Genomic DNA, 21,898 nt, shown 5'->3' with positions numbered 1-21,898 from the left:
TAAGTGGCCGGCGCCGCCAGCATGAGCCGCTCCTCGTCTTCCGCACTGGCGATTGTCAGCAGTTTCGCGATCGCCGGCATGCTTACCCTGACGCCGCTGCCGGAGTGGGCAGTGGCGTGGCGTCCCGAGTGGGTGGCGCTCACCTTGATTTACTGGGTGCTGACCGTGCCGCGCCAGGTGGGTATCGGCGCCGGATGGGCGCTAGGGCTCATCATGGATGCGGCCCAGGGCACGCTGCTGGGCGCGCATGCCCTGGGGTTTTCGGTGATCGCCTACATCACGTTGCGCCTGTATCCCCGTCTGCGCTGGTTCCCGCTGTATCAGCAGGCGATATTCGTCGGTCTCATGCTGCTGGTATACCGAAGCGCGACATTGTGGATCAACGGCATTCAGGGTTTTGCGCAGGAATCCTGGCTGTACTGGGCGCCAGTGCTGAGCAGCATGGTGCTGTGGCCATGCGTGTCGGTGCTGTTGCAGGCAACCTTCCGAGCGCGCGGCATGCGTTAGCCGCGCTGCCCGGACGCCTGACGGGCGGGCGATTCGTCTTTATCCGCCCCGAAGTTAGCCGCCCCGGCGTTGTCAGACGTGGCGGCGGCAGACTTTCCGCCCGAGGGATTGGTGTAGCGGTCGTTGAGCTTCTGCACAAAACCGTCGGCTGCCTCGCGCACTTTGGCGATATGTTTACGGCTGGCCTTACCCCATCCCGCCGGGGTTGAGCGGAACACACTCCTGGTGGCGCGGGTGTTTTTGAGAAACGCCCGCGCCAGATGACCGGGACCCTGATCGTCTTCGAGCCCGCCCGCGATGCGTCTGGCGATTATCGCGCGCATCCAGAAATGAATTCCCAGCATGGCGGCGAAAAGTACCGCGCCCAGTACAGTCAGGGTGATCCACGCAGCGCCCAGCGCATCGATCCAGGGTGGTGCAAATACAATGCCGTCCCAGTAACCCGCCGAAATGCTGGCGCCCAGCAACAGCAACAATATGGGCAGTATGATCAGGAGATCGAGGGTCATCACCCGCCGGTACCACCGCTCCAGGGATCTACGCAACATGGGCACACTGTGCTGCTCGATACGGTTCGCGAGGCTCTCCAGCGAACCGACGATCCGGTATACGCGCTCCACGCTCACCTGCTCGATACGCTGACCGATTTCCGCAAGATCGGCGTCGCGCTTTGTTTCATAGCGCCGGCGCAGATTCGCGTCCTCGATCGGCACCGCCGCCTGCTCGTTGTACACGGTATAGAAACGACCGCTTGCGATCCCGCCCCGCGCGATCGCGCGCTGCCAGGCGGAAACCACGTCCTCGACATTGTCTTCACGCGCGGTCACGTCCATCTGATTGAGAATAAATAACACCTTGTTGGCGTCGTTGCGCTGCACCGTGCCGGCGACCAGATGTTCAAGGGTGTCCTGCATGGCGCCCGGTTCCGGATGCCGGGCATCGAAGAACACCAGCACCAGGTCAGACAAATCGATGATGTGATCGGTGATGCGCAAGGTGGCGTTGCGTTGCTCGTCGGCGTCGAAACCGGGCGAGTCGATGAAAATTTTGCCGCGCAAATTTTCCGACGGACAGGTTTTCAGTTGCAGATAGGCGTTGATGCGGCCGCCCTCGCCGGTGGCGACCTTGTCCAGCTCTTCGCTGATCTGATAGAAAGGAAAGCGCGGATCGGCGTCCAGCGAGAGCCCCGGCAGCACGCGCACCTCGTTGTCGGAGCTGTAGCAGATCACGGTAAACCGGTCGTCCACCGCCTGGTTGCCGGTCTGCTGCAGAGGTGCGCTCAAATATTGATTGATGAAGGTGGATTTGCCGGCGGAGAATGTGCCGAGCACCGCGATCATCGGCCACCAGGAGATGCGGGTCGCGAACGACTCGTTCCGATCGAGCAGACCCAGCCGGTAAGCGACCTTGTCCAGCTCCTGGTAACTGCCAACCACATCGACCAGAACCGGATTCTCATCTTTAAGATGCGCGCGCAGATTCGAAATGCGTGCGTTCATCTGTTTGCTTGGGCGCCAGAACATTAATAGTCCTTATGATTTAGTTGTTCGAACAGGTTACCGGAAATGCCGCGCAACGCCGGCATGAACGTGATCTTGCAGGCCGGTCAATCTGGCCGCGCCGCGTCAGGTCATCATAGCCCTGTTATCACTGGATTAAAACGCACACACGCCGGCATCGGCCGCTTAAGGCTAACGCTGGCGCAGCTTGCGCAGGCTCTCCTCAAACCTGGCGCAAGCTTCGCCGGGCTGACTGCCGGGAGTAAACCAGAGGTAATCGAATGCGGCGCGGTCATCTGCCGCTGCCGGCAGGTAATCACCGGGCGACGTCTGGCCCGCGGCAACTTCGGTAAACGCGACGCTCGCCGCAGACTTGCCGGGCGCGCGCCGTCGCAGGTAGGCCGGCACGGCGAAGTCGTTGCGCACATGGCCACTGCCGGCGATCAGCACGGCGCCTTCGTCATCCTGGGCGAGCAGTGTGTCGGTGAACGTCGCATCGCGCGCGCGTTGCGCCGCGACCATGCCATCCAGCCGCGCTTGCGGTGCGTATCCGCAATGCGCGGCCACGATATCCGCGCGCATGACCTCTTCATCGCGCGCTGCCAGCGGCGCGTCCAGCGCCAGTCGCCGCATGCGCTCAGGCCTCAGCACGTCCGCGTCTTCCGCCACAATCCGGTCTACTGTGGGACCTGACAAGTCCGCGCCGGCAATCGGCAAACCGAGCGCCATCGCGTTTTCGATCAAGGGTCTGTAAAGCGGCCAGGGCCACCCGCGCGCACTCATGCGCGTGACCTTACCGAGACGATCCGCCGAACGAGAACTCTGCGCGAGCGTGCGCTCGATTGCCCCCTGCTGATCGCGCTCCAGCATCTCGAACACGATAGCGGGCCGGCGGCCGCGCGCCACAAGCTGCTGGATCACGAGGGCTTGCAGCGCATGATGATCGGGGTTGTCGTGTACCTCGCCCAGCAGCACGAAATCAGCCTCGCGCAGCCGGTCATAGAGTGTCGCTGGTGTGATGAAGCGCCCGTTCGTCGTATCCCATATTTTACCCGTCAGCACGTGTCCGGACAGATGATCGCTTTGCCACTCGATCCCGCCGTCTTTGGTCCCCGCCTGGTCCGGCGATGGTAAAGCGGAACCTAACGCCAGTATCATGCATGCGGGCAGCAGTTGCCGATAAACAATGCCAGGTTGGATTTTCATGCATGCACCAGTTGAGAAGGACTCAGTCAACAAAGACGATTTATTCATCGATACGCCGCAGGGCCTGACATCGCTCTGCGCGCATCTGCAAGACGCCGAATGGATCGCGCTGGACACGGAATTTATCCGCGAGCGGACCTACTACCCGCGCTTATGCCTGCTGCAGATCGCCACGCCTACACTGGTGGCCTGTATCGACCCGCTCGCGCTGGATAGTCTGTCGCCGCTGCTCGACGTGATTTACGACACGCGCATTATCAAGGTGTTGCACGCCGCCCACCAGGATCTGGAAATACTGTATCAATTGCGCGGCGAACCGGCCCGGCCTGTGTTCGACACCCAGATCGCGTCCAGCCTGCTCGGCTTTGGCGAGCAGGTCGGTTACGCCAACCTGGTGCAGCAGATACTGGGTGTGGCACTTTCGAAAACACACACTCGCAGCGACTGGTCCGAACGTCCCCTGGATGCTGAACAAATTCATTACGCCGCCGACGATGTGCGGTATCTGAGCGTGATTTATCCCAGGCTCCAGACGATGCTGGCGGACAAGGGCCGTCTCGACTGGCTGACGGACGATTTCGAGCGCTTGCAGCGCGCCCACACCTTTGAAATCGACGCCGCGCAGGTCTGGCGCCGCATTGGTGGCTTGCAAAAACTCTCATCCGGCCAGCTTAACATTCTGCGCGCCCTGGCCACGTGGCGGGAACGGGAAGCCGCGCACCGCGACAAGCCGCGCAAGTGGATTCTGCCGGACCCGGCGCTGGTCGATCTGGCGCGTCAGACGCCGCGCGATCAGACCGCGCTGGCGCGCATGCGCGGACTGCAACCGCAGCAGGTGCAACGCTACGGCGCGACGCTTATCGAGACCATCGCCCGTGCATCACAGGAACCGGAGGCGACCTGGCCAAGCCCACCCTCGCGGCTTGACCTGACACCCGCGCAGGACGCGATGGTGGACGTGCTGATGGCGCTGGTGCGCGCGCAGGCGGCGCGGTTTGAGGTCAGTCCCGCCGCATTATCGACGCGCAGCGCGCTCGAACGGCTGGTGGCGGGAGACACCGACGTTCCGGTGCTGCAAGGCTGGCGCGCGCGGCTCGCGGGGCGCACGTTGCAGAAAATGCTCGCGGGCGAACTGGGGGTCCGCTTCGCGCCGGACGGGCTCAAGCTGGAGGAAACGGGCACGGGCGCCGCGTGAATCCGCATGGACTGGCGCGCCGACATCATCGGGATCGTCGAACGGCTGCGACCAGGCTCGATACTGGGGGTGATGCCGGCGGATGAACCGTTGCGCGCCGAACTGACGCGGCGCACGCTTGGCGCGGATTGCAGGTTCGTATCCGCGGCCGAATTGCTACACGAAGATTTCGCCATCGCGCGCAGCCGCCTCGCGATCGTCACCGGCGTTATGGAACAACTGAATAAACGCGACGCGGGCCAGCTAATCGCCCGCCTGCGCGATCTACATGCCGAAGTGACCTACGCCACCGTTGCCATCGGTGACACCTGGCCGCAATCGATCAGCCACTGGCGCAATGAGGAGCTGATCGCGTATGGCCTGCGGCAAGTGCGGCATTACACGATCGAGGGCAAACCGCTGAACCTCTATCACTACGACATCTACGATTACAAGCTCACCCCCGACTGGCTCAACAGCAGATACTGGGCAAACCCGGAGCGGTGGGAAAAGGAGCGGTGGTAGGGGAAACTTCTTCGGGAAACAATGGTATTCGAGCGTGGCAGCAATGTCGCTTGGGGCGAGGCCACGGAGACCGTCGCCGTTCACTGGCTCTTGGCCGCGTATTTGGCGGGAATCGGCACGGGCTTATCGAACGGCGGCTTGGACTGCTCGTCCGCCATCTTCAGGAACACAGAAACGTCAAATGCTCGACGTAATCGCCGTACGAAGGCCGTCATCGCGCAGGGTGAGCCGGGATTTCTCGCGAACATATGAGCGTTCGCGTGCCAGGGCGAACGGGCGAGGCTCTGGCCGAGCCTCGGGGGGTTGCGCTTGCAGCAGTATCAGGGCTTCTGGACGATGGTTACTGAATTCATGACACCGGCACCATGGCCGAAACTTTTTCAAGCAACATGTGCGTAATCCTGGTGAGGTCAATTACTAACTGTTCATCTGCTTCCAAGTAACCCTCATATTCCGCCGCGTTGCACCGCTGATGGCACTTCGCAAGGACTTTCCACTCTCGGGGTTGATGCGCAATGTGTGCTCCAGGCATTGAAAAACCAGGTAGCGATTTTCCGATCGATAGCCGTGCCAGCGCAGTGCCGCGAGCGCCAGCGCGTGCGAGGCGTTGTATGTGAGATCGAACCGGCTATCGAATGAAAGTCCCTCGATTTGTGCGTCGCGTAGCCGATTTCGCGCCGACCGCACCAGGCCGTCGACTTCCTGTTGGCTTCCCGCCTCTTTCTTGAGGCTGCCGCCCGCACAAGGTTATCGAGAGGCTTTGATGTCATCGTCAGACCCGATCAGAAAGATTCTGGGTTGCTTAAAAACCCTGTTGAGGAACGCATTACCCGCCGCTAGTTTGCGCTGGAGTTCTTGCCGATTGTAGAGGGTTGGATTGATGGCACGCCCGAGCGCCTTTTCGCTTTCTTCAAGTGCGCCAATGACGTCCGGGCAGGAAATATCATGACCGACGACCATAACGTCAATGTCGCTGCTTGCGGTGTCCGTTCCCTTCGCGACCGAGCCATAGATGAAGGCAGCTTGCACATGCCCGGCGAGCGACGCCAGTGCCACACGGAGCACGTCAGCCACGCCAAAAGCCTTGATGACAATGGCGCGAAGCTCTTCGAATATGGGCGATTGCCGGTTAGCCTGGTAATGCTTCTGATTGCCGATTTTCGTGACATTCAACAAGCCAGCAGCTTCCAAACTCTCAAGCTCGCGCTGCACCGCTCCGATGCCCATATCGGCGAAACGCAGGATTTCGTTCACGTAGTAACTACGGTCTGGATTACCGAACAGCAAGCCAAGCACGCGACGCTGGGTTGCGGTGAACAACGCATCAGACAGGCCTTTTCGTTTGATACCCATATTGGGAATGATAATTCCCTTATTGGGTACACTCAAGCCTTCAACTACGAAATTCAAAAGAGGGCGGTAACAGCTTGGGAAGCACCTCGATACAACGCAGCACATCCCGCGTCGCGGTCGGGTACAACAAGTCGTAGCCGATCTTGCCGTACTGATGTGCCAGCACGTTACGCTGCCCGATAGTGTTCCGCCACGGAACTTCTGGATGCTGATCCTGGAACGGCTTCGACACTCTGCCTGCCGCCTCGCCAGTCCGCGTTCCACCGCCATGCGAAGCATTTTGTTCGCATGCTAATCTTGGCGAGTCTTGCCAGCCATCAACTCGACCACGTCCTTCGCCGCTTCGAGCACGTCCCATTCGTAAGCGGCGTTGCGGTCTTCAGGGGCCATACACGCGCTCCAGGTCTTTGAGTATCGCCCGCCGTCGATACGGATTGCGGAAGATGGCCGGCGTGACCACGTCGACCGCACGATTGCCAAATAGCTCCGACAACTCGCGCTCGATCTCGACCAGATCAAAAAGACTTGCTTGCGCAGTCTCTTCAAACTCGACCAATACGTCGATGTCGCTATCCGGCCGAAAGTCGTCTCGTGTCGCGGACCCGAACAGGGACAGGCTGCGGATGCCGAACCGGCGACAGAGATCCGCTATTTGTTCGTGTGGCACCTCGATGGCGGAGTTAGTCATTGCCATCTGTATCAGCTCGGCGCCAACTCCCACTTAAACTTTCACGCGCGCTCATAATATCCAAAGTCATCGCTTGAATTACCACAACTAGGCAAGTTCTTTCTATCTTATTCCTTGACAGTGCTTTACATCGTGATCAGGTCCAGCTTGGGATGAGACTCCCCCGGCCATGTACCTGGATCGATAGTGGCGTCAACGCCGTGACTTAGCGCGCGTCTCTCACACTGGAGGAACGTGCTGAATGAACCAAAAAGCTTAGTACTCATAATCAATCCGAGAAGGAGGCACCAATGAAAGCCATGAACCTGAGCATAATCGCGGCAACCGTCGCAGCCCTTGTCAAAACCGCGCTTCTCTCCGGGGTAGTCATGTCCTTTGCCCCCGGGGTCGTCCTAGCAGATCCGATGGCAACGAAGGGGACCACGCCCTACGTGACGCACTTCATTTTTCGGCCTCTGCAGACCATTGACGTTCCCGGCGTCGGTAAGGTCACCACGCTGGAGGCGGTCGGGACCACCGAAAACATGAAGGGAGAGAAGATGCTCGACAACATGTCAGCCCGTTGCGCAGCGCTGAGCGTTGCGTCGGGCGACAAGCAATACATTGATGGCGCCTGTGCACTGACCGATACCGACGGTGACGTCATATTCTCGACGTTCGATACGCGCGACATCGACAAGTCGCAGCCGAAGATGGATTGTGGCACCCATATCATCACGGGCGGCACCGGCAAATACGCGGGCATCACCGGGCGTGAGCCATTTGCTTGTTTACCAATGCCTGATCTGGTTGGCCCCGGCGGCTACACCGCGATGGATATCCCGCATAACACGACCTGGGAGATCAAATGATAAGAACCCTGACCTATCCCCGCAAAACAGACATTGATTTCAGCGAGGTAGGCGGTAGGCTTCAGTAGAAACGGCGTGTGCATGGACTTTTTGTCTTCCGAGGACACCACATCTTCGGGAGAAGCCCATGCACACAGCCAGTATTGCAGAAGTTTTTTCGTGAATCACTGCCTGACATCCATCAGAAGCGTTGCCATGCGCTGACGGTCGCTGTGGACGCGGTAGCCCGTGGCGCGCGGGTCACGATCACCGGCATGGGACGGTCTCTGGTGAATACCGGCATTCGCATCAAACATCGCGTCAAACGCATGGATTGCCTGAACGGCAATCGCTGGTTGGGCGCGCAGCGCAAAGCGTTTTACCGCGCCATCGTCTGGCGGCTCCTAGAAGGCTGCCGGCTGCCGATCATGTTGCTGGATTGGTCGGATTTCAGGGTGGCTCGCCAGCAACAGTGGTTGCGCGCTTTGCTGGCGGTGGGCAGCCGGGCGCTGACGCTTTATGCGGAACGCCACCCGTCCTGCAAGCTGGGCAACCGGCAGGTGCAGCTTCGCTGCCTGGATCAATTGGCAGCGCTGGTTCCAGCCCCCTGCACGCCCATCATCCGCCTGCTTGAGCAGTTCGCGACGGATCGTCTCGCCCGCACCGCCCTCGAACAGCACATTGTCCGGGACGACCACGGCCGCGCGCCCGTGCATCTTCAGGATCGAATGCACATGCTGCAGGAAGTTGAGCTGCTTGTTGGAGGTGCTGGCCCAGAAGTCGTCGCGGTTGTATGTCAGCTACTCGCGGCTCTGTTCGCCCGCCTCGTTGACGACGGTGATGCTGCTCTTCTTGCCGAACGGCGGGTTGGTGAGCACAAGGTCATATTCGCCATGCTTGCCACGCAATGCGTCCTGCACCGACACCGGCACATGATCGGCGCTCTCGCCGCCGACTCCGTGCAAAACCAGGTTCATACAGCACAGGCGCGCGACGCCATCGACCAGCTCTACGCCGGCCAGCGCCGTCGTGTTCAGGTGCTTGAGCTGCGCCTTGTCCAGCTTGTTGTGCTTGCGAACATAATCATGTGCCGCCAGCAGAAAACCGCCGGTGCCGCAGGCCGGATCGCACAACGATTCGCCCGGACGCGGCCGCATCACATCCACGATCGCGCGAATCAGCGGGCGCGGCGTGAAGTACTGACCCGCGCCACCTTTTACGTCCGCCGCGTTCTTCTCCAGCAGCCCCTCGTAGGCATCGCCTTTCACGTCCGCATCCAAGGTTGACCACTGTTCCTTGTCGATGAGATCCGCGATCAGCCGCGTAAGCTTCGCCGGGTCTTGAATTCGGTTTTGCGCCTTGCGAAAGATCACGCCGATCAAGCCCGGCTGCCTGCCAAGCTCCTTCAGCGTATGCCGGTAGTGCGCCTCCAGATCATCACCATCTCGCTTGACCAGCTCCGGCCATGAATACTCGGGAGGGATTGGCGAAGGTCTATCGAACGGCGGCTTCGACTGCTCGTCCGCCATCTTCAGAAACAGCAGGAACGTCAACTGCTCAACGTAGTCACCGTAGGAAAGCCCATCATCCCTGAGAATGTTGGAGTAGTTCCAGAGCTTCTGGACGATGGTCGCTGAGTTCATTATGGCGTGAGCTTATACGAGTTCGGGACGATTAATAGAAAGCCATGCACGCAAGCCTTCAAGTAGAAGGCGCGCCTCCTCAACGCATTCCCGCGCCACCGCATGCGACACAGGGACCCCGTCGTAATCGCTTCGATTCCGCGCGGCCCGGAATGCGTCGAGCAAGCGAACGCGTTCAGCAGGTAAACCCAGAGTCTTGGGCAGCGCTTGGATCAGAAGCTGATGGTGACCAGGTTCACCTGTAGACGGACGGAAACCGTTTGCGAGTAGTGCGACGAGCGCTGTCTGCATGATGGCACGATAGGCAAGATCAAGACGTCCATCGGAACTTATGCGCGACATATTAGCGTCTTTCAACGCGCGTTCCGCCGCCGCCAGCAGGCGCTCAATCTCGGCCTTGTCTGGTGTGTGTGGTTTGAGCTTTCCGATTCGAAGCAAGTTGTCTAAGGTCATCTTCAGCGCCAATAAAGAGAATTTTCTTATCGTCCATCACGCGCCGCAAAAATGGTTCGCCCGCTGTGAGCCTGGTACGGAACTCGCGCCGCGAATAGACGTTGGGGTTGATTTCCCGTCGGAGCGTCTCCGCAGCCTTGGTAAGAGCTTCAACTAACTCGACGAGTTTAACCTCACCTATGACCATAAGGTCGAGATCGCTCCCCGCGCGCTCATCGCCACGCGCCACAGAGCCATAAACAAACGCAGCGACGATTTTCTCGCTGAGAGGCTGAAGCGCGCCCTTGAGCACATCGGCGACACCGGCGGTTCTCCTTAAAATGCCGCGTAAGTCCTCATAAATAGGGCAGGCTGGGTTGGCCTGGTAATGTGCCTGATTCCCGATCTTCTCGCGTTTGATTACCCCAGCATCCGCAAGCAGCGCGAGTTCGCGTCTCAACGTGCCCGGTTGCGTATTGGTGATCCGCGCTATCTCTCGCAGGTGAAATGATTCATCCGGATGGAGCAGCAACAAAGCGAGGACTTGACGGCGGTAAGCACCAAAGAACAAAGCTCCAAGATCAATAGGATTCTTTGTGATCACTAGGGACTTCTTGTGGCCTTTTGGGCTACAATTGTAGCCGATTGAGCTACACAGCGTAAAGCTCAATTCCCTCCCGCTTGGACGTCGCTCCCGCTACTCAGACGCCATACACGCGCTCCAGGTCTTTGAGTATCGCCCGCCGTCGATATGGATTGCGTAAGACTGCCGGCGTGACCACGTCGACAGCACGATTGCCAAATAGCTCCGACAACTCGCGCGCGATCTCGACCAGATCAAAAAGACTTGCTTCCGCGTTCTTCTCAAACTCGACTAATACATCGATGTCGCTGTCTGGTCTGAAGTCGGCTCGGGTTGCAGACCCGAATAAAGAAAGACTGCGGATGCCGTACCGGCGACACAGGTCCGCCATACGTTCGTGCGGGATGTTAACAGCGGAATTAATCATTTCGAGCGTCGGTGATGAATAAACACTTAACCGCGGCCTGGATACGAGGCTAGAGCCTGCAGAACCGCAATGACGGAATTCACAAATCGCCGTCCCTCTCACGAATTGTTAAATTAATGTGTCCAATGCTCCATCCACATTTGTCGCAAGCACCTTTGATCGCACACTCCCTGTATTGACGTCAAGCCGCTTTATCTGGTTGCCCTCGACCCTGATGAATTCGATGCGCCCGAATTGGCCGCCGTGTTGCTCCGCGAACCGGCATAGACCATGCGCTTTGGCGAGTGCATCCGCGCCTTGATGAGGCTCCAGCAGGTCGACGACGATGTGCTCGCCTTGTTCCCGGAACACCACGAAGTCAGGATAACCGGGCGTGTCCACTCCTTTGTTTTTATAGGTATACGCAATGCTCCACGGTTTGCGTGGGTAGTTGCGCAGCCAGCCCAGAAAATCCGGTGCGATGAGAACATTGTCGAGCACTGGCTTCTCCCAGGTGTTCAGCGCTGCCTTGAATTCGCCCTGCTCCGTGACAAACAAATGATCCGAAAGTAACTGGCCATCCTTGTCCGTCTTTTGCCGCACCGGATCGGGTATTGAAGGCTCCGTTGCCTTGAAGTGACGGCTCATCTGCGCAATCCGGCGGTATGCGGCTTTCCGTTCGGTAGACAGCTTGGCGATGTCCGGCTTTTTGCGCTCGTAGATGTCTTCAATGAGCTTGATAGCCTCACGTTCAATCTTGTTTACAACGCTCTCATCCTGCGAAAGCAGAAACAACTCCAGCTTGCAGCGCCAGAACTGCGCATTGGGATCACTTACGTCATACCGCGCTGAGACGTATGAGCGGGCCAGCTCTTCGGTGAGCGTCACGAAGCTGCGGGAGAATACCGTCTCCACGTCTTGCTCCGTGACCGGCAAGCTTGTTTGCTCACCTTGGTCGTCCGGCTTGAGGGCGCCGTTTTCAACCCGCAGCACGCGATATGTAATTGTCGACAATCCCTCACACTTCCGCATGAAATCGGCATCCTCGCGATGTGCATTGCCGATTTGCAGCAGCTTTGCGCGTAGCCCGTCACGGATCGCTACGGCCTCATCTTGCCAGCCATCGTAGGCGAGCTCGAAACAAAAGCGCAACGCGCGGCGGATGTCCGCGACTTTGCGACCTTCTTGCGACGTGTAAGTGGGCAACTTGCGGTAAATATCCAGTAGTGTTTCTTTGCCCGGCGCTACTGTGAGTGTCTGAAACTCGCTCTGGTCGCCCGCGTCAGCGCCCTTGGATTCACCGCCATCGCCTTGCAGCCGCTCCACGACGGCCTGCACTTGCGCGCGGCGATAGAACGGCAAGAACAGCATCACGCTATTGAGTAAATCGTTACCCGCCATCCTGCGCGCGAGTGGCGTGCGCACAATGCGGCCCACAAGCTGTGCGATGTACGTGGCGTCCTCGGCCCTGCGGAAAGACATCATTACTTCCGCGCGCGGACAGTCCCACCCTGTTGTCAGCGCCATCTTGAAGATGACTATTCGGCAATATTCATCATGCTCGATCCGGTGCGGCTCGACGTAGCGAATGTCAATGCCGTCAGCCGTAAGCAATTTTCCGGATTCCAGACAATGAGCAAAGTTAACGGGCTTCAGATCTGGCAGTTGCTTCTTGACCACCCCCAGCAGTTTCGCCAGCGACGTTTTCGATTGCGTGGCGTCGCCGCCCTGTCCCGCATCTTCGACCTGAATCACAAGCACGGGCCGAACCGTGCTCCGCTCATCGTTTGCCGCGCAGTAACGTTCCCACTCGTCCGAGATACGCTTGAACTCTATACAGGCGCCGGCCAGCAAGGTCCATTCGGTTGGCTGATCGTCGTCGTTGTGGCACATCAGGATGAAATCCTTGATGAGTCCTGCGTCGCGAGGCTCGCTTGCGGGAATGTTCACCACGTGGCGCGTTCTTGCGGCACCGGGCAGTAATGCATCGAACCGCTCAGGTGTAGCGGAGATGCCAATCACGATGGGCGCGGGATGCACGTCGGCGGAGCCAAAGATAAACCGCTGGATAATGCATTTGGCCTGATTCTCGTCAGCCTTCGAGCGCATTCCGCGATGCGCCTCGTCGATGACGACGTAGAAACGGTCCTGCTGCCGTTGAATGGTGTTGTTGATCGTCTCCCAGATCGAGTATTGGCGGCCGTCACCCTTCTTGGTCAGCAGACCCGCCACACCCAACTTCTGCGAGTTCAGAAAATAGATGAATCCGGGCTCGAAGTACTCGGCGTCGAACCTGGCCTCCACCGGTTCCAGGCGACCGATCAGTTCGCCGGACGCCGCCACGCTCATCTTTTCCAGCGACTGCTGGTTTAACTGCGGACTGTCGGAGAGCCAGAGGAACACCGCATTCGGTTCGGTCAGGAAATCCGGATCATCGTGGTCTTCCAGTCCGCCCTTGCCGAACAGTATGCGCTCGATCAAGGAGGTCATCATCACGGTCTTGCCGGAAGCCGTTGGCGCGGACAAGGTGATAGCCTGGACGACGCCGTCATCCCGCAAGTCTCGCTTGGCGTTTTTCAGGCGCTTGAGCAGTTGTCTTACGGCCGCCTTCTGGAACTCGCGCAGCGCGAATTTCATGGCGTCTCCGGCGAGGACCTGTCCGCGTTGATGAAGAAGTTATCCAAGTAGTTGCGCCACAGGTGCACGCGCTGCGTGACCGGCACATGCTCCGGCAGCCGCTCGCTCATGCGGGCGAAACTATCCTGATCGTTGGTCACCAGAAAAGCCCAGTCGATGTCCGCACGCTTGCGAAGCTCATCCAGAAATGACTTGATCCCGCTTTCCTCCACCAGCACCGCGAATGGACAGTCAGGATAAAGCAGCATGGATTCACTGCCATCGCACGTGGGCAATTCGCCGCTGCAGCCCGCCATCATCCACAACGCGGGCAGCAGGTCGAAGAGGCTGCCGCCAGATTCCACTCGCGCTCGATCGAGAAACTCCAGGCGAAAATAATCGAGGTTAGCGGCGAAGCCATCTTTCATCGGACGTTTGACTTCTACGCTCTTGGTTCGCGGAGGCCAGGCCTCCGCGAGTTTGGCTTTCGCTTGATTAAAGGCCTTACCAGAAGGAAGCGGCAGATAGACCGTCTCAATGTTCTCTGCCGACTCCTCGCCTTCTTCGATGAATTCACCCAAGGCGCTCGGATCGAGCAGGACAGCCACCTTTTCATCCTTGGCCAGCAAAAAAGTTTCCTTGCCGGTTACCTTAGATTTGGCAAAGCCCACCGCCAGCGCGAGCGCCTCGCGCGCCTTTTTGTTCCCCAGCGTCTCGCGCGTTGCGAATTCCAGTGAACGAATACTGCGCCTGACTTCCTGTTCCTCGAACTGACCGGTCAGGTACTCGCCCGGCAGTTCCGTGCCATCGTCGCGCTTGCCGTTTAGCACGAACTTGCAGCGGGGGAAGGTAACTGACTGACAGATACCATACTGCTCCCACTCAACGCCACCCGGACTATGTCTCTCGCGGAGAAGGGTCTTCGCGTTCTCGTTTGACACCTCATTGTTGGTCACCAGCACGCAGCGCCGATTGCCTCCATCAGCGGCATTCAGAAGGTTTACCGCATGCAGCGTCGTACCAGAACCGGCGAAGAAGTCCAAGATCAACGCAGCGGGATTGCCGCGGACAACCGCACCGATAGCATCACGCACGGCATACACAGACTTTGGAAACGAGAAACGAGGCTCATCGCCCAGAATGGAGCGGAGAACATTTGAACCATATATACCAGCGTCGTGCTTACCGCGATGCCAGACGGTCTTGACGTTTCGTTGACGCGCCTGAGCATCAGCATATTCAAGCTTGACAACACCAGTTACAACATCACGATCCGAGGTCCGAATCGCGCCACTGTCAATCCGCGCTCGCGTGCCTTTATTAAGATACTGTACCGTCCAGGTGCAGCGCTTTTTGTCAAAGCCACCGAGCCGCACATAGCCGAGTGCCAACAGTTGCCTCAAAGTCCGAGGGCTGACTTGCCAGTTACCAAACGAGTTGTCGGTGCGAATAGGCCACGCAACGGAACCATCGTCTGCTGCTTTCAGGTCTGGATTCTTTTCCAACGGCAAAAAGTCGCCGATGCGAGTGACAGCTTTACGGATTGGGTCCACGAAGATGGGATAGAACAGTTGCTGCCGATCTTCGCGTCGCGAGTTGCTCCCGCCACGCAGCAACCACTCCCAACGAGGCGTCATAAATCGCTTTTGGTCTGATTGATCTGGCGAAAGAAGGTCATCGTGGTGAGTTTGGAGAAAGGCATTTGGCATAAAAAGAAACAGCGCGTATTCCTCTGTTCGTGCAAGTCGCCCTTGAGCCACTCCTTTCTGATTGATGACGATCGTGGCCATCTGCTGGTACGCACTTGGGAATATTTGCTTCAGCAACATGCCCAAGTGATGAACTTCATGCTCGTCTATCGTCACGATGAGCACACCGGTCTTCGGATTCAACAACCGTTTGGCCAATCGCAGGCGCCGGTGCATCATCGCCAGCCATTTTGAGTGCCGCCAATCGTCGTTTTTATCAACGTAGTCGTTGTTGTACTTCCAGTCCCGCGCCCCGGTGTTGTAGGGCGGATCGATATAGATGCAGTCCACCTTACGGGCGTATAGCCATTCAAGAAGCTGAAGCGCGTGGTAATTGTCGGCTTCGATGAGTGTGTGATGCGGCGCGTCGCCGCCGCGCAACACGGATTCGACGTGCCGTAACGCAGGAAAGATCGGCTCACCGAAACGCTTGACCACTACCAGTTCCGCGACTGGAATGCTTTGAGTCTCGCCCTCGCCATGCTCCGGCTTGACCATGGCGGCGCCTTCCGCGACGCCCAGGATGATGAAGGTCTCTGTCAGCTTTCCATCCTTCCGCGCCACACGGGACTGGCCGCGGATCGCGGCATTGTGGATGGGTAAGAGCTCGGGTAAATGTTCCTCGAACACCAGCCCGAACTTCTTCGCCTTCTTGAGTTCTCCGATGACCGTCGCCAGCCGCGCCTTCAAACGCTCGTCCGGAATCTCGTCAAGCAGAGTTTGGATTTCGTTCGCCATTGCTATCGTTCAATTAGCTGTGCCCGCGCGATCTGTTCTTATAGTGTTCGATGCGCCTTCCACTTGGCCGCGACGATACTGATGCCCGCGCCGCGCATCCAGCAGTTATTACAGCGGCGGTCTTCGAGCGGCACCTCGCGCAACGCGCTGCCGCGCGCGGCCCCGGGAGCATAATGCTTGTAATCCTGTACCGCTCTGCCTGTCGCAATCAGCAGCCGATCAATCTCCCCGCGGACTTGTTCGTAGTCTGGCATTGAATCCCCTCTTGCTAAGGATTCTGCTGATGTAGACGAGTGATTACAAGTTACAGGACGTGCAGCTCGGTCGTGAAGAGCAGATGCCAGGCGATTGCCAGGCCCGGAAGGTCGCTCCCGACACGCACTTGAGACTCGACCAGGTTCAAGCTCAGCCTGACGCCTCAGAGTGTCTTCACTTTGGCTTTCTTAGCAGCGGATCGTAGTCGATCGTCGAGGGTGGCGAGCGCCAGTTTACGGCGCTGGGCCAGCTCCAGATAGCTAGCATCGTAGATAGTGAGGCCGTAACGCTCCGCAAGCGGATAAACAGCCTTACTCACTCGCCTACGATCTGGCGGCTCGACTTCCGCCGTGAGCGCCAGAAATGCGGTTGTTGCAAGGTCGGCTTGGCTTCCCGATATGCGGCCGCGCCGGGCCATAATCAGTATTGCGTTATTGACTTCGTCCGGCCAGACAGGCGGCGCGACGAGCACATTGGTACGAAGCGCCGCTTCCAAACGTGAATCTATAATTTCATCCGGTGCGAGGCACGCGATGACCGCGCTGCCATCGAATACAATGGCCATCCTGGGCTACCGCCGGCCCTCATTCTTCCACGCGATGATCTCGTCGCGTGTGATCTTAACCCCCGACCGCCGAAGCTCTTCACGAAGCTCAAAAAGAGCGTCCACGGCTTTACAATGCTTTTCCATGTCGTCCGCTTTCGGGGACGTCAGTACCGCCACCGGCCTGCCGTGCCGGGTGATCGTGATGCGCTCGCCTTTTTCCGCCCGCGCAATCAGGCTGGCAAGATGCGTCTTCGCTTCGTAAATTCCGATTTCCATGTGGAGACCCTTTATCTAGTCTGAAGTCAGACTAGATTAGAATCAGCACATTGTCAAAGCTACACAGGAAGGCAATGATCGCGGGATCGCTGAATTTAGAACGCGAACCGCGAGCAGAGCGTCTAACTTCCGCACTATCCCTGCTCGCCCCACAGCTCCTCCAAACGCCCGTCGCGGCCGCAGGAGTAGCGGTAGAACTTGTAGCGCAGGGAATTCTTCTGGTAGTAATCCTGGTGGTAGTCCTCAGCTTTGTAGAACTGGCTGGCCGGGACGATCTCGGTGGCTATGGGCTGATCGAAGCGCCCGGATTTTTCCAGTGCGTGTTTCGATGCCTGCGCCAGGCGCTTCTCTTGATCGTTTTGATAAAAGATCGCGGAGCGATAGGAATCACCGCGATCGCAGAATTGCCCATCCGCATCCAGTGGATCGATGTTGTGCCAGAACACGTCCAACAGCTTTTCGTAGCTGACTTTCTTCGGATCGTAAATGATTTGCACCGCTTCAGCGTGACCCGTGCCGCCGGCCGAGACCTGTTCGTAGGTCGGATTATCCAGCTCGCCGCCCGTGTAACCAGAGACGGTGGCGGTCACGCCGGCCAGCTTGTCGTACGGCGGCTCCATGCACCAGAAACAGCCACCGGCGAAAATGGCAGTGGCGCGCCCTTCGGCCCCGCTCTCCTGCGCCTGCAGGTTGAGCGTTGCAATGGTTATGAAGCCGAGCAGCAGGATCAGAAGTTTTTTCATCGCGTGTCCTCAATCGAATAGTAGCGATGTGACAGTTTTCTCGTGCGCTAGTGCGAGGCGCGAGTCACGTTATGCATTGCACAACTCGATAACCGGCGCTCGCGCCCGAACCTGAGCTACGGATGCTCGCCGCCCACCCGCGATTTCAAATGCTCGGCCAGGCGCCGCATCGCGGGCGACGGATCATTGGGATCGAGATGCACGTTGATGAGGCTGGGCGCGTCGCGCACCGCAATCGCCTGTTGAAACGCGGTTTCGAACTCGGTCTCGGTAGCGGCCTCGAAGCCGTGCAGCGGGCCGAACACCTGGCTTAAGTTGTGGAAGCGCCATTCGCCGATGTCGTTGAACGGGCCGTCCAGAATAAACCGCTCGGTGCCGTAGCCGCGATTATTGAACACAATGACGATGGGCGCGAGACCGAACCGCGCATGCGATGCGATCTCGGTGCCGGTCATCTGAAACGCGCCGTCACCGACCAGCACCAGCGCGCGTCGATCGGGTCGCGCGATCTGCGCGCCAAGTGCTGCCGGCACGGCGAAACCCATGGTCGTATAAAAGCCGGACGCGAGAAACTCGGTGCGCGCGTGCGTGCGCATCTCCACAGCCGCGAACAGACAGTCGCCCACGTCGCACACCACCATCATGTCCGGCGTGAGTCCCTGATTCAGCCGGCCGATCAGGCGCGCGATGGTCATGGGCTTGTCGGTTTCCGGAAAACCCGGCGCGTCCGGGCCGGCCGGCATCGGGGGCAACGGTGCGGCGTGCGCCGTAACTTTCGCCGCCAGCGCCGTGATGAAATCGCCGAGCGCGACGTTGGGGTAACGGTGATGGCGGATGATGACCTCGCCCTGCGCCGCCCGCACCATGCGCTCGGGGTCAAGCTTCGCGGTATAAATGCCGGTGTCTACGTCGTTCAATGTCACGCCCAGCATCAGCAGCAATTCCGACTGCTCGACCATGTGACGCGCGGTGTCCGAACTCATCGCGCCCTCGTACACGCCCAGGTACGACGGGTGCCGCTCGCCGACCACGGACTTGCCCGTCAAGGTGGCGGCGACCGGCAGGTTCGCGCGCTCGATAAGGCTTATCAGCGCATCCTGCAAATTGCGGCGATGGACTTCCACGCCGGCAATCAATACCGGCGAGGCGCGGTTCGCCAGCAACGTCACGGTCTCCGCGACGGCCTCCGTGAGCGCGCCCTGATTGGCGGGCACCGTTTCGATCGCTTCGGCCGGCACGTGATAGCCGGTTTCCATCACTCGGTCGCGCGGCAGCTCGATATACACCGGCTTGCCTAAGCTCCGCGCCGCGGCGATGGCGCGGTCGATCAAACGAAATGCCATCACCGGATCGTCCAGCACCGCGGTCATACACGTGATGCGCTCGAAGATCTCACGCTGAAAAGTGAATGGTCCGAAGCGATGGTGCAACAACGGGTCTTCGCGCCGCTCGCGCACACCGGGCGCGCCGCTGATGACCACCACCGGCGACGACTCCGCATACGCGCCGGCCACCGCGTTGACCACGCTGAGTGCGCCCACGCCGTAGGTCACCGCCAGCGCGCCGATGCCCTGACAGCGCGCGTAACCGTCGGCCGCGAACGCGGCCGTGTCCTCGCGCGTGGTGCCGATGTGTTTGATACGGCTTTTCGTGATCTCATCGTAGAACTTCAGCACATAGTCGCCCGGCACACCGAAAATGTGCCGCGCGCCTGCCTCGACGAGCCGGTCGATGAGATAGGCGCCGATGGTGGTGTTGCTCGCACCCGCCGTGGTGCGGCCGGGAACGGGCTGCCCCTCGAACGCGGATGATGTGACCGTGGATGACATGCGCAAGAAACCCCCTGTGACGCTGGTTCAGCCCAGTCTATTTGAGAAGTCTAACATCCAGTCGCCATTACGACTCGCAAGTCGCTTAAGGCACGCGCACGCACCAAGCTGCTAGACTGGCGCCTACTCAAATTCACGGCTCGCGCTGATGCTCATTCCACTCCAAGACGACAATCCCACGCACATTACGCCGGTGGTCAGTTACGCGATAATCGCGGCGTGCGTACTCGTGTTTCTGTGGCAGATTTCGCTGGGCGCGAACCAGCAGGCCGCGGTTTATTCGCTGGGCCTGATTCCGGCGGTGCTGTTGCAGGGTGCGTCGCTGCCGCCGGAATTGACCATCGTGCCGCCGCTCGCGACCGTGTTCACGTCCATGTTTCTGCACGGCGGCTGGCTGCATCTGATTGGCAATATGCTTTACTTGTGGATCTTCGCGGATAACATCGAAGACGCCATGGGGCACGGCCGCTTCGTCGTGTTTTATCTGCTGTGCGGAATCGCCGCCGCGCTGGCGCAGGCGCTGCCCGCACCAGGTTCGGAGATTCCCATGATAGGCGCAAGCGGCGCGATCTCGGGTGTGCTGGGCGCTTATCTGTTATTACATCCGCGCGCGCATGTGATGGTGCTGATCCCGCTGGGATTCTTCTCGCAGGTCATGCGCCTGCCGGCGTTGCTGGTGCTGGGATTATGGTTCGTACTGCAATTGATCTCGGAGCTCGGCGCGCCCGAAGGCGCTGGTGTCGCGTTTCGCGCGCACATCGGCGGTTTTGTGGCCGGCATGGCGCTGATTACGTTCTTCAAGCATCGGCGCGTAAAACTTTTCAGCTAGGCTCGCGCGTTTGAGGCGCGAACCCAAGGGTTCACGAATCGAGCAGATAAACGCCGGCGATGACCATCGCGCCGCCGGTGACTCGGGCGAGTCGCAGGCCGCCCGGTGAAAGCTTTTCGATGAGCACGAGCACTGCGATGAGCGCCACCCACAAGAGGTTCATCACTCCGCCGACGAACAACAGGCCCATCAACAACCCGCAGCAACCCAGACAGTACGCACCGTGCTCCGCGCCCATACGCAGCGCGCCGCCCACACCGCCGCGCCAGCGGAAAAGAATGAAATCCAGAGGCGAACGGCAGTTTTCGAGGCAAACGCGTTTCAGTGGCGTCCACTGATAAACGCCAGCGGCGATGAGCAACGTCCCGCCAAGCGCGCTGCTGGTGCTGACCAGCATGGGCGAAAGCAGCGACGCCTGCTGCAGCGCGTTCTGAGAAGCGGTCGCGAGCAGACTGAACGCCGTCCACACCAGCAGGTAGCCCAGCGTGAAGGCGGCGATGCGGGCGTAGGGCATGACGCGGTTGGTCTGCTTGCGATGGATCGCGGTGAACAGCAGGATCGTGGGCGCGGCGCCGGGCAGCATCATGCCGGCCATCATAACCACCCACATGATAAACATCAGCGCAAAACCCGTCGCATCCCAGGGCGCCACGCCCATCGCGACGGCCATGATCGCCGATGCGTCTTGCATATCCGCCATGTCGATAAGCCAAAGCCACGCGAGCCCTGTGACGCCCGCCAGGGCGCTGGCGATCAACACGCGCTCGCGCATGAACAAGCCTTCGACCGCGCCCATAGATGCTGCCGGGAACCGCTCGGTATTCATACGAGTTCGCGCGCGCAGCGCTGGGTTGAGCAACGGCCTGGCCCGCGGTTTACTGCGGGCCAGACGGCGTGTGATCGACGAAGGCAAGCGAGCTGTGACGATCGGCGAAATCGAATTTGATGTCGCCCGTACCCCGCGTGGTCGCGCTGGCGATTTCGGTCTCCAGGTACTCGAAGCCTTCGGGCATGTGCACCTGGATGCGGTGCGGATCGCCGGTGACGGGGTTCCTGATGGGCTGCGAGGTGGTTTCGAATACACCGGGAACCGCCACTCTTGCGGTGCGACCATTCAGATCGAAGTCGAAGTCGATCGGCAGGAACTTCGGTTCCAGGAAATTGCTCACGATCTGGCTCAGTATCCAGAAGAACGTGCCCTGGTCCTGCTCCTGACCCGAAAAAATGGTCAGCAGCGCCTGTCTTTGCTGGTCGTCGGCGCGCTCATCGACGATAGGTTGCATGGTGCCGTTACCCTCGTGCAGGGCGCCCGGCCAGTGATACGTCGCGGCCCAGCGCAGACCTTCGAGTCGCACATCGCCGAAAAAACCTTCGTCGATGTGCATGCCGGCCATACCCTCGCAATGACCATAGGTGGGCCGCGCATTGAAGTCGCACGGACAACCGAACGCACAGTTGCAGTTCTTGACGT

The 21,898-nt window shown here is 59.4% G+C and carries 22 protein-coding genes and 1 pseudogene; 5 read left to right on the top strand and 18 right to left on the bottom strand.

From position 1 onward, the window contains the following. The first annotated feature begins 21 nt into the window (after nucleotides 1-21). Entirely contained in the window at nucleotides 22-507 is a 486-nt protein-coding gene (gene mreD, locus H0V34_06150; GenBank protein MBA2491292.1) for a rod shape-determining protein MreD, read from the top strand. Here mreD and H0V34_06145 read toward each other — a convergent pair. Continuing rightward, the gene (locus H0V34_06145) at nucleotides 504-2,030 is read right to left on the bottom strand and encodes a dynamin family protein (GenBank protein MBA2491291.1); all 1,527 of its coding nucleotides are present in this window, start codon (nucleotides 2,028-2,030) and stop codon (nucleotides 504-506) included. The genes mreD and H0V34_06145 overlap by 4 nt on opposite strands. A 168-nt stretch (nucleotides 2,031-2,198) precedes the next feature. Next, on the bottom strand, nucleotides 2,199-3,212 hold the full coding sequence (locus tag H0V34_06140) for a ChaN family lipoprotein (protein MBA2491290.1): 1,014 nt from the start codon (nucleotides 3,210-3,212) through the stop codon (nucleotides 2,199-2,201). Here H0V34_06140 and rnd point away from each other — a divergent pair. Together rnd and H0V34_06130 are read left to right on the top strand one after the other, a co-directional pair. Further along, on the top strand, nucleotides 3,211-4,407 hold the full coding sequence (gene rnd / locus H0V34_06135; protein ID MBA2491289.1) for a ribonuclease D: 1,197 nt from the start codon (nucleotides 3,211-3,213) through the stop codon (nucleotides 4,405-4,407). The two genes, H0V34_06140 and rnd, sit on opposite strands and share 2 nt — an antisense overlap. 6 nt (nucleotides 4,408-4,413) lie before the next feature. Beyond that, nucleotides 4,414-4,911: a hypothetical protein gene (locus tag H0V34_06130; GenBank protein ID MBA2491288.1), complete on the top strand. Its 498-nt coding sequence runs from the start codon at nucleotides 4,414-4,416 to the stop codon at nucleotides 4,909-4,911. A gap of 747 nt (nucleotides 4,912-5,658) precedes the next feature. On the opposite strand, the gene H0V34_06125 is transcribed toward H0V34_06130, so the two are convergent. The 3 genes from H0V34_06125 to H0V34_06115 form a co-directional block, all read right to left on the bottom strand. Then, nucleotides 5,659-6,264 carry a nucleotidyltransferase domain-containing protein gene (locus H0V34_06125; GenBank protein MBA2491287.1) on the bottom strand — a complete coding sequence of 202 codons (606 nt, stop codon included), beginning with the start codon at nucleotides 6,262-6,264 and terminating at the stop codon, nucleotides 5,659-5,661. Between the two features lie 40 nt (nucleotides 6,265-6,304). After that, nucleotides 6,305-6,496, bottom strand: coding sequence for a DUF86 domain-containing protein (locus H0V34_06120; GenBank protein ID MBA2491286.1), 192 nt, complete (start codon nucleotides 6,494-6,496; stop codon nucleotides 6,305-6,307). Between the two features lie 147 nt (nucleotides 6,497-6,643). Continuing rightward, nucleotides 6,644-6,952 (bottom strand): nucleotidyltransferase family protein, encoded by a 309-nt coding sequence (locus H0V34_06115; GenBank protein ID MBA2491285.1) that lies wholly within the window; start codon nucleotides 6,950-6,952, stop codon nucleotides 6,644-6,646. Between the two features lie 290 nt (nucleotides 6,953-7,242). Between H0V34_06115 and H0V34_06110 the strand changes: the two genes are divergently transcribed. Then, nucleotides 7,243-7,803 carry a hypothetical protein gene (locus H0V34_06110; GenBank protein ID MBA2491284.1) on the top strand — a complete coding sequence of 187 codons (561 nt, stop codon included), beginning with the start codon at nucleotides 7,243-7,245 and terminating at the stop codon, nucleotides 7,801-7,803. 383 nt (nucleotides 7,804-8,186) lie between these two features. Here H0V34_06110 and H0V34_06105 read toward each other — a convergent pair. The 11 genes and pseudogenes from H0V34_06105 to H0V34_06055 form a co-directional block, all read right to left on the bottom strand. Beyond that, nucleotides 8,187-9,425 (bottom strand): annotated as a pseudogene (locus H0V34_06105) (SAM-dependent DNA methyltransferase). 12 nt (nucleotides 9,426-9,437) lie between these two features. Beyond that, nucleotides 9,438-9,878, bottom strand: coding sequence for a HEPN domain-containing protein (locus tag H0V34_06100; protein MBA2491283.1), 441 nt, complete (start codon nucleotides 9,876-9,878; stop codon nucleotides 9,438-9,440). Then, on the bottom strand, nucleotides 9,811-10,443 hold the full coding sequence (locus H0V34_06095; protein MBA2491282.1) for a nucleotidyltransferase domain-containing protein: 633 nt from the start codon (nucleotides 10,441-10,443) through the stop codon (nucleotides 9,811-9,813). The genes H0V34_06100 and H0V34_06095 overlap by 68 nt, the downstream gene beginning before the upstream one ends. Nucleotides 10,444-10,558: 115 nt before the next feature. Then, nucleotides 10,559-10,864: a nucleotidyltransferase family protein gene (locus H0V34_06090; GenBank protein ID MBA2491281.1), complete on the bottom strand. Its 306-nt coding sequence runs from the start codon at nucleotides 10,862-10,864 to the stop codon at nucleotides 10,559-10,561. 111 nt (nucleotides 10,865-10,975) lie between these two features. Further along, complete coding sequence (locus H0V34_06085; GenBank protein MBA2491280.1) at nucleotides 10,976-13,483, bottom strand: DEAD/DEAH box helicase family protein; 2,508 nt, start codon at nucleotides 13,481-13,483, stop codon at nucleotides 10,976-10,978. After that, complete coding sequence (locus tag H0V34_06080) at nucleotides 13,480-15,948, bottom strand: site-specific DNA-methyltransferase (protein ID MBA2491279.1); 2,469 nt, start codon at nucleotides 15,946-15,948, stop codon at nucleotides 13,480-13,482. The genes H0V34_06085 and H0V34_06080 overlap by 4 nt, the downstream gene beginning before the upstream one ends. A 38-nt stretch (nucleotides 15,949-15,986) precedes the next feature. Beyond that, nucleotides 15,987-16,202 (bottom strand): hypothetical protein, encoded by a 216-nt coding sequence (locus tag H0V34_06075; GenBank protein MBA2491278.1) that lies wholly within the window; start codon nucleotides 16,200-16,202, stop codon nucleotides 15,987-15,989. A 164-nt stretch (nucleotides 16,203-16,366) separates the two neighbouring features. Then, entirely contained in the window at nucleotides 16,367-16,768 is a 402-nt protein-coding gene (locus H0V34_06070) for a type II toxin-antitoxin system VapC family toxin (protein ID MBA2491277.1), read from the bottom strand. 6 nt (nucleotides 16,769-16,774) lie between these two features. Further along, a complete protein-coding gene (locus tag H0V34_06065) occupies nucleotides 16,775-17,026 on the bottom strand; it encodes a type II toxin-antitoxin system prevent-host-death family antitoxin (GenBank protein ID MBA2491276.1) in 252 nt (83 codons plus the stop codon). 134 nt (nucleotides 17,027-17,160) lie between these two features. Then, entirely contained in the window at nucleotides 17,161-17,769 is a 609-nt protein-coding gene (gene msrA / locus H0V34_06060; protein MBA2491275.1) for a peptide-methionine (S)-S-oxide reductase MsrA, read from the bottom strand. A gap of 116 nt (nucleotides 17,770-17,885) precedes the next feature. Further along, nucleotides 17,886-19,598, bottom strand: a complete 1,713-nt coding sequence (locus H0V34_06055) for an alpha-keto acid decarboxylase family protein (GenBank protein MBA2491274.1) — start codon at nucleotides 19,596-19,598, stop codon at nucleotides 17,886-17,888. Nucleotides 19,599-19,746: 148 nt separating this feature from the next. Between H0V34_06055 and H0V34_06050 the strand changes: the two genes are divergently transcribed. Next, nucleotides 19,747-20,427, top strand: coding sequence for a rhomboid family intramembrane serine protease (locus H0V34_06050; GenBank protein ID MBA2491273.1), 681 nt, complete (start codon nucleotides 19,747-19,749; stop codon nucleotides 20,425-20,427). A 31-nt stretch (nucleotides 20,428-20,458) separates the two neighbouring features. Here H0V34_06050 and H0V34_06045 read toward each other — a convergent pair whose 3' ends face one another. Continuing rightward, nucleotides 20,459-21,223 (bottom strand): DUF2182 domain-containing protein, encoded by a 765-nt coding sequence (locus tag H0V34_06045; GenBank protein MBA2491272.1) that lies wholly within the window; start codon nucleotides 21,221-21,223, stop codon nucleotides 20,459-20,461. Between the two features lie 79 nt (nucleotides 21,224-21,302). Further along, on the bottom strand, nucleotides 21,303-21,898 hold a 596-nt coding region (locus H0V34_06040), incomplete at its 5' end, for a DUF1326 domain-containing protein (protein MBA2491271.1).

Source organism: Gammaproteobacteria bacterium, from assembly GCA_013696315.1.
Lineage (GTDB): Bacteria > Pseudomonadota > Gammaproteobacteria > JACCYU01 > JACCYU01 > JACCYU01.
This window is presented reverse-complemented; position numbering and strand designations above follow the sequence as displayed.

What these genes read in the sequence shown, in the direction of transcription:
- H0V34_06065 (MBA2491276.1), bottom strand. Translation starts at nt 17,026, where the DNA reads ATGGAAATCGGAATTTACGAAGCGAAGACGCATCTTGCCAGCCTGATT.
- H0V34_06125 (MBA2491287.1), bottom strand. Translation starts at nt 6,264, where the DNA reads ATGGGTATCAAACGAAAAGGCCTGTCTGATGCGTTGTTCACCGCAACC.
- rnd (MBA2491289.1), top strand. Translation starts at nt 3,211, where the DNA reads ATGCATGCACCAGTTGAGAAGGACTCAGTCAACAAAGACGATTTATTC.
- H0V34_06140 (MBA2491290.1), bottom strand. Translation starts at nt 3,212, where the DNA reads ATGAAAATCCAACCTGGCATTGTTTATCGGCAACTGCTGCCCGCATGC.
- H0V34_06130 (MBA2491288.1), top strand. Translation starts at nt 4,414, where the DNA reads ATGGACTGGCGCGCCGACATCATCGGGATCGTCGAACGGCTGCGACCA.
- H0V34_06075 (MBA2491278.1), bottom strand. Translation starts at nt 16,202, where the DNA reads ATGCCAGACTACGAACAAGTCCGCGGGGAGATTGATCGGCTGCTGATT.
- H0V34_06100 (MBA2491283.1), bottom strand. Translation starts at nt 9,878, where the DNA reads ATGACCTTAGACAACTTGCTTCGAATCGGAAAGCTCAAACCACACACA.
- H0V34_06145 (MBA2491291.1), bottom strand. Translation starts at nt 2,030, where the DNA reads ATGTTCTGGCGCCCAAGCAAACAGATGAACGCACGCATTTCGAATCTG.
- H0V34_06085 (MBA2491280.1), bottom strand. Translation starts at nt 13,483, where the DNA reads ATGAAATTCGCGCTGCGCGAGTTCCAGAAGGCGGCCGTAAGACAACTG.
- H0V34_06055 (MBA2491274.1), bottom strand. Translation starts at nt 19,598, where the DNA reads ATGTCATCCACGGTCACATCATCCGCGTTCGAGGGGCAGCCCGTTCCC.
- H0V34_06110 (MBA2491284.1), top strand. Translation starts at nt 7,243, where the DNA reads ATGAAAGCCATGAACCTGAGCATAATCGCGGCAACCGTCGCAGCCCTT.
- H0V34_06045 (MBA2491272.1), bottom strand. Translation starts at nt 21,223, where the DNA reads ATGGGCGCGGTCGAAGGCTTGTTCATGCGCGAGCGCGTGTTGATCGCC.
- mreD (MBA2491292.1), top strand. Translation starts at nt 22, where the DNA reads ATGAGCCGCTCCTCGTCTTCCGCACTGGCGATTGTCAGCAGTTTCGCG.
- H0V34_06070 (MBA2491277.1), bottom strand. Translation starts at nt 16,768, where the DNA reads ATGGCCATTGTATTCGATGGCAGCGCGGTCATCGCGTGCCTCGCACCG.
- H0V34_06080 (MBA2491279.1), bottom strand. Translation starts at nt 15,948, where the DNA reads ATGGCGAACGAAATCCAAACTCTGCTTGACGAGATTCCGGACGAGCGT.
- msrA (MBA2491275.1), bottom strand. Translation starts at nt 17,769, where the DNA reads ATGAAAAAACTTCTGATCCTGCTGCTCGGCTTCATAACCATTGCAACG.
- H0V34_06115 (MBA2491285.1), bottom strand. Translation starts at nt 6,952, where the DNA reads ATGACTAACTCCGCCATCGAGGTGCCACACGAACAAATAGCGGATCTC.
- H0V34_06050 (MBA2491273.1), top strand. Translation starts at nt 19,747, where the DNA reads ATGCTCATTCCACTCCAAGACGACAATCCCACGCACATTACGCCGGTG.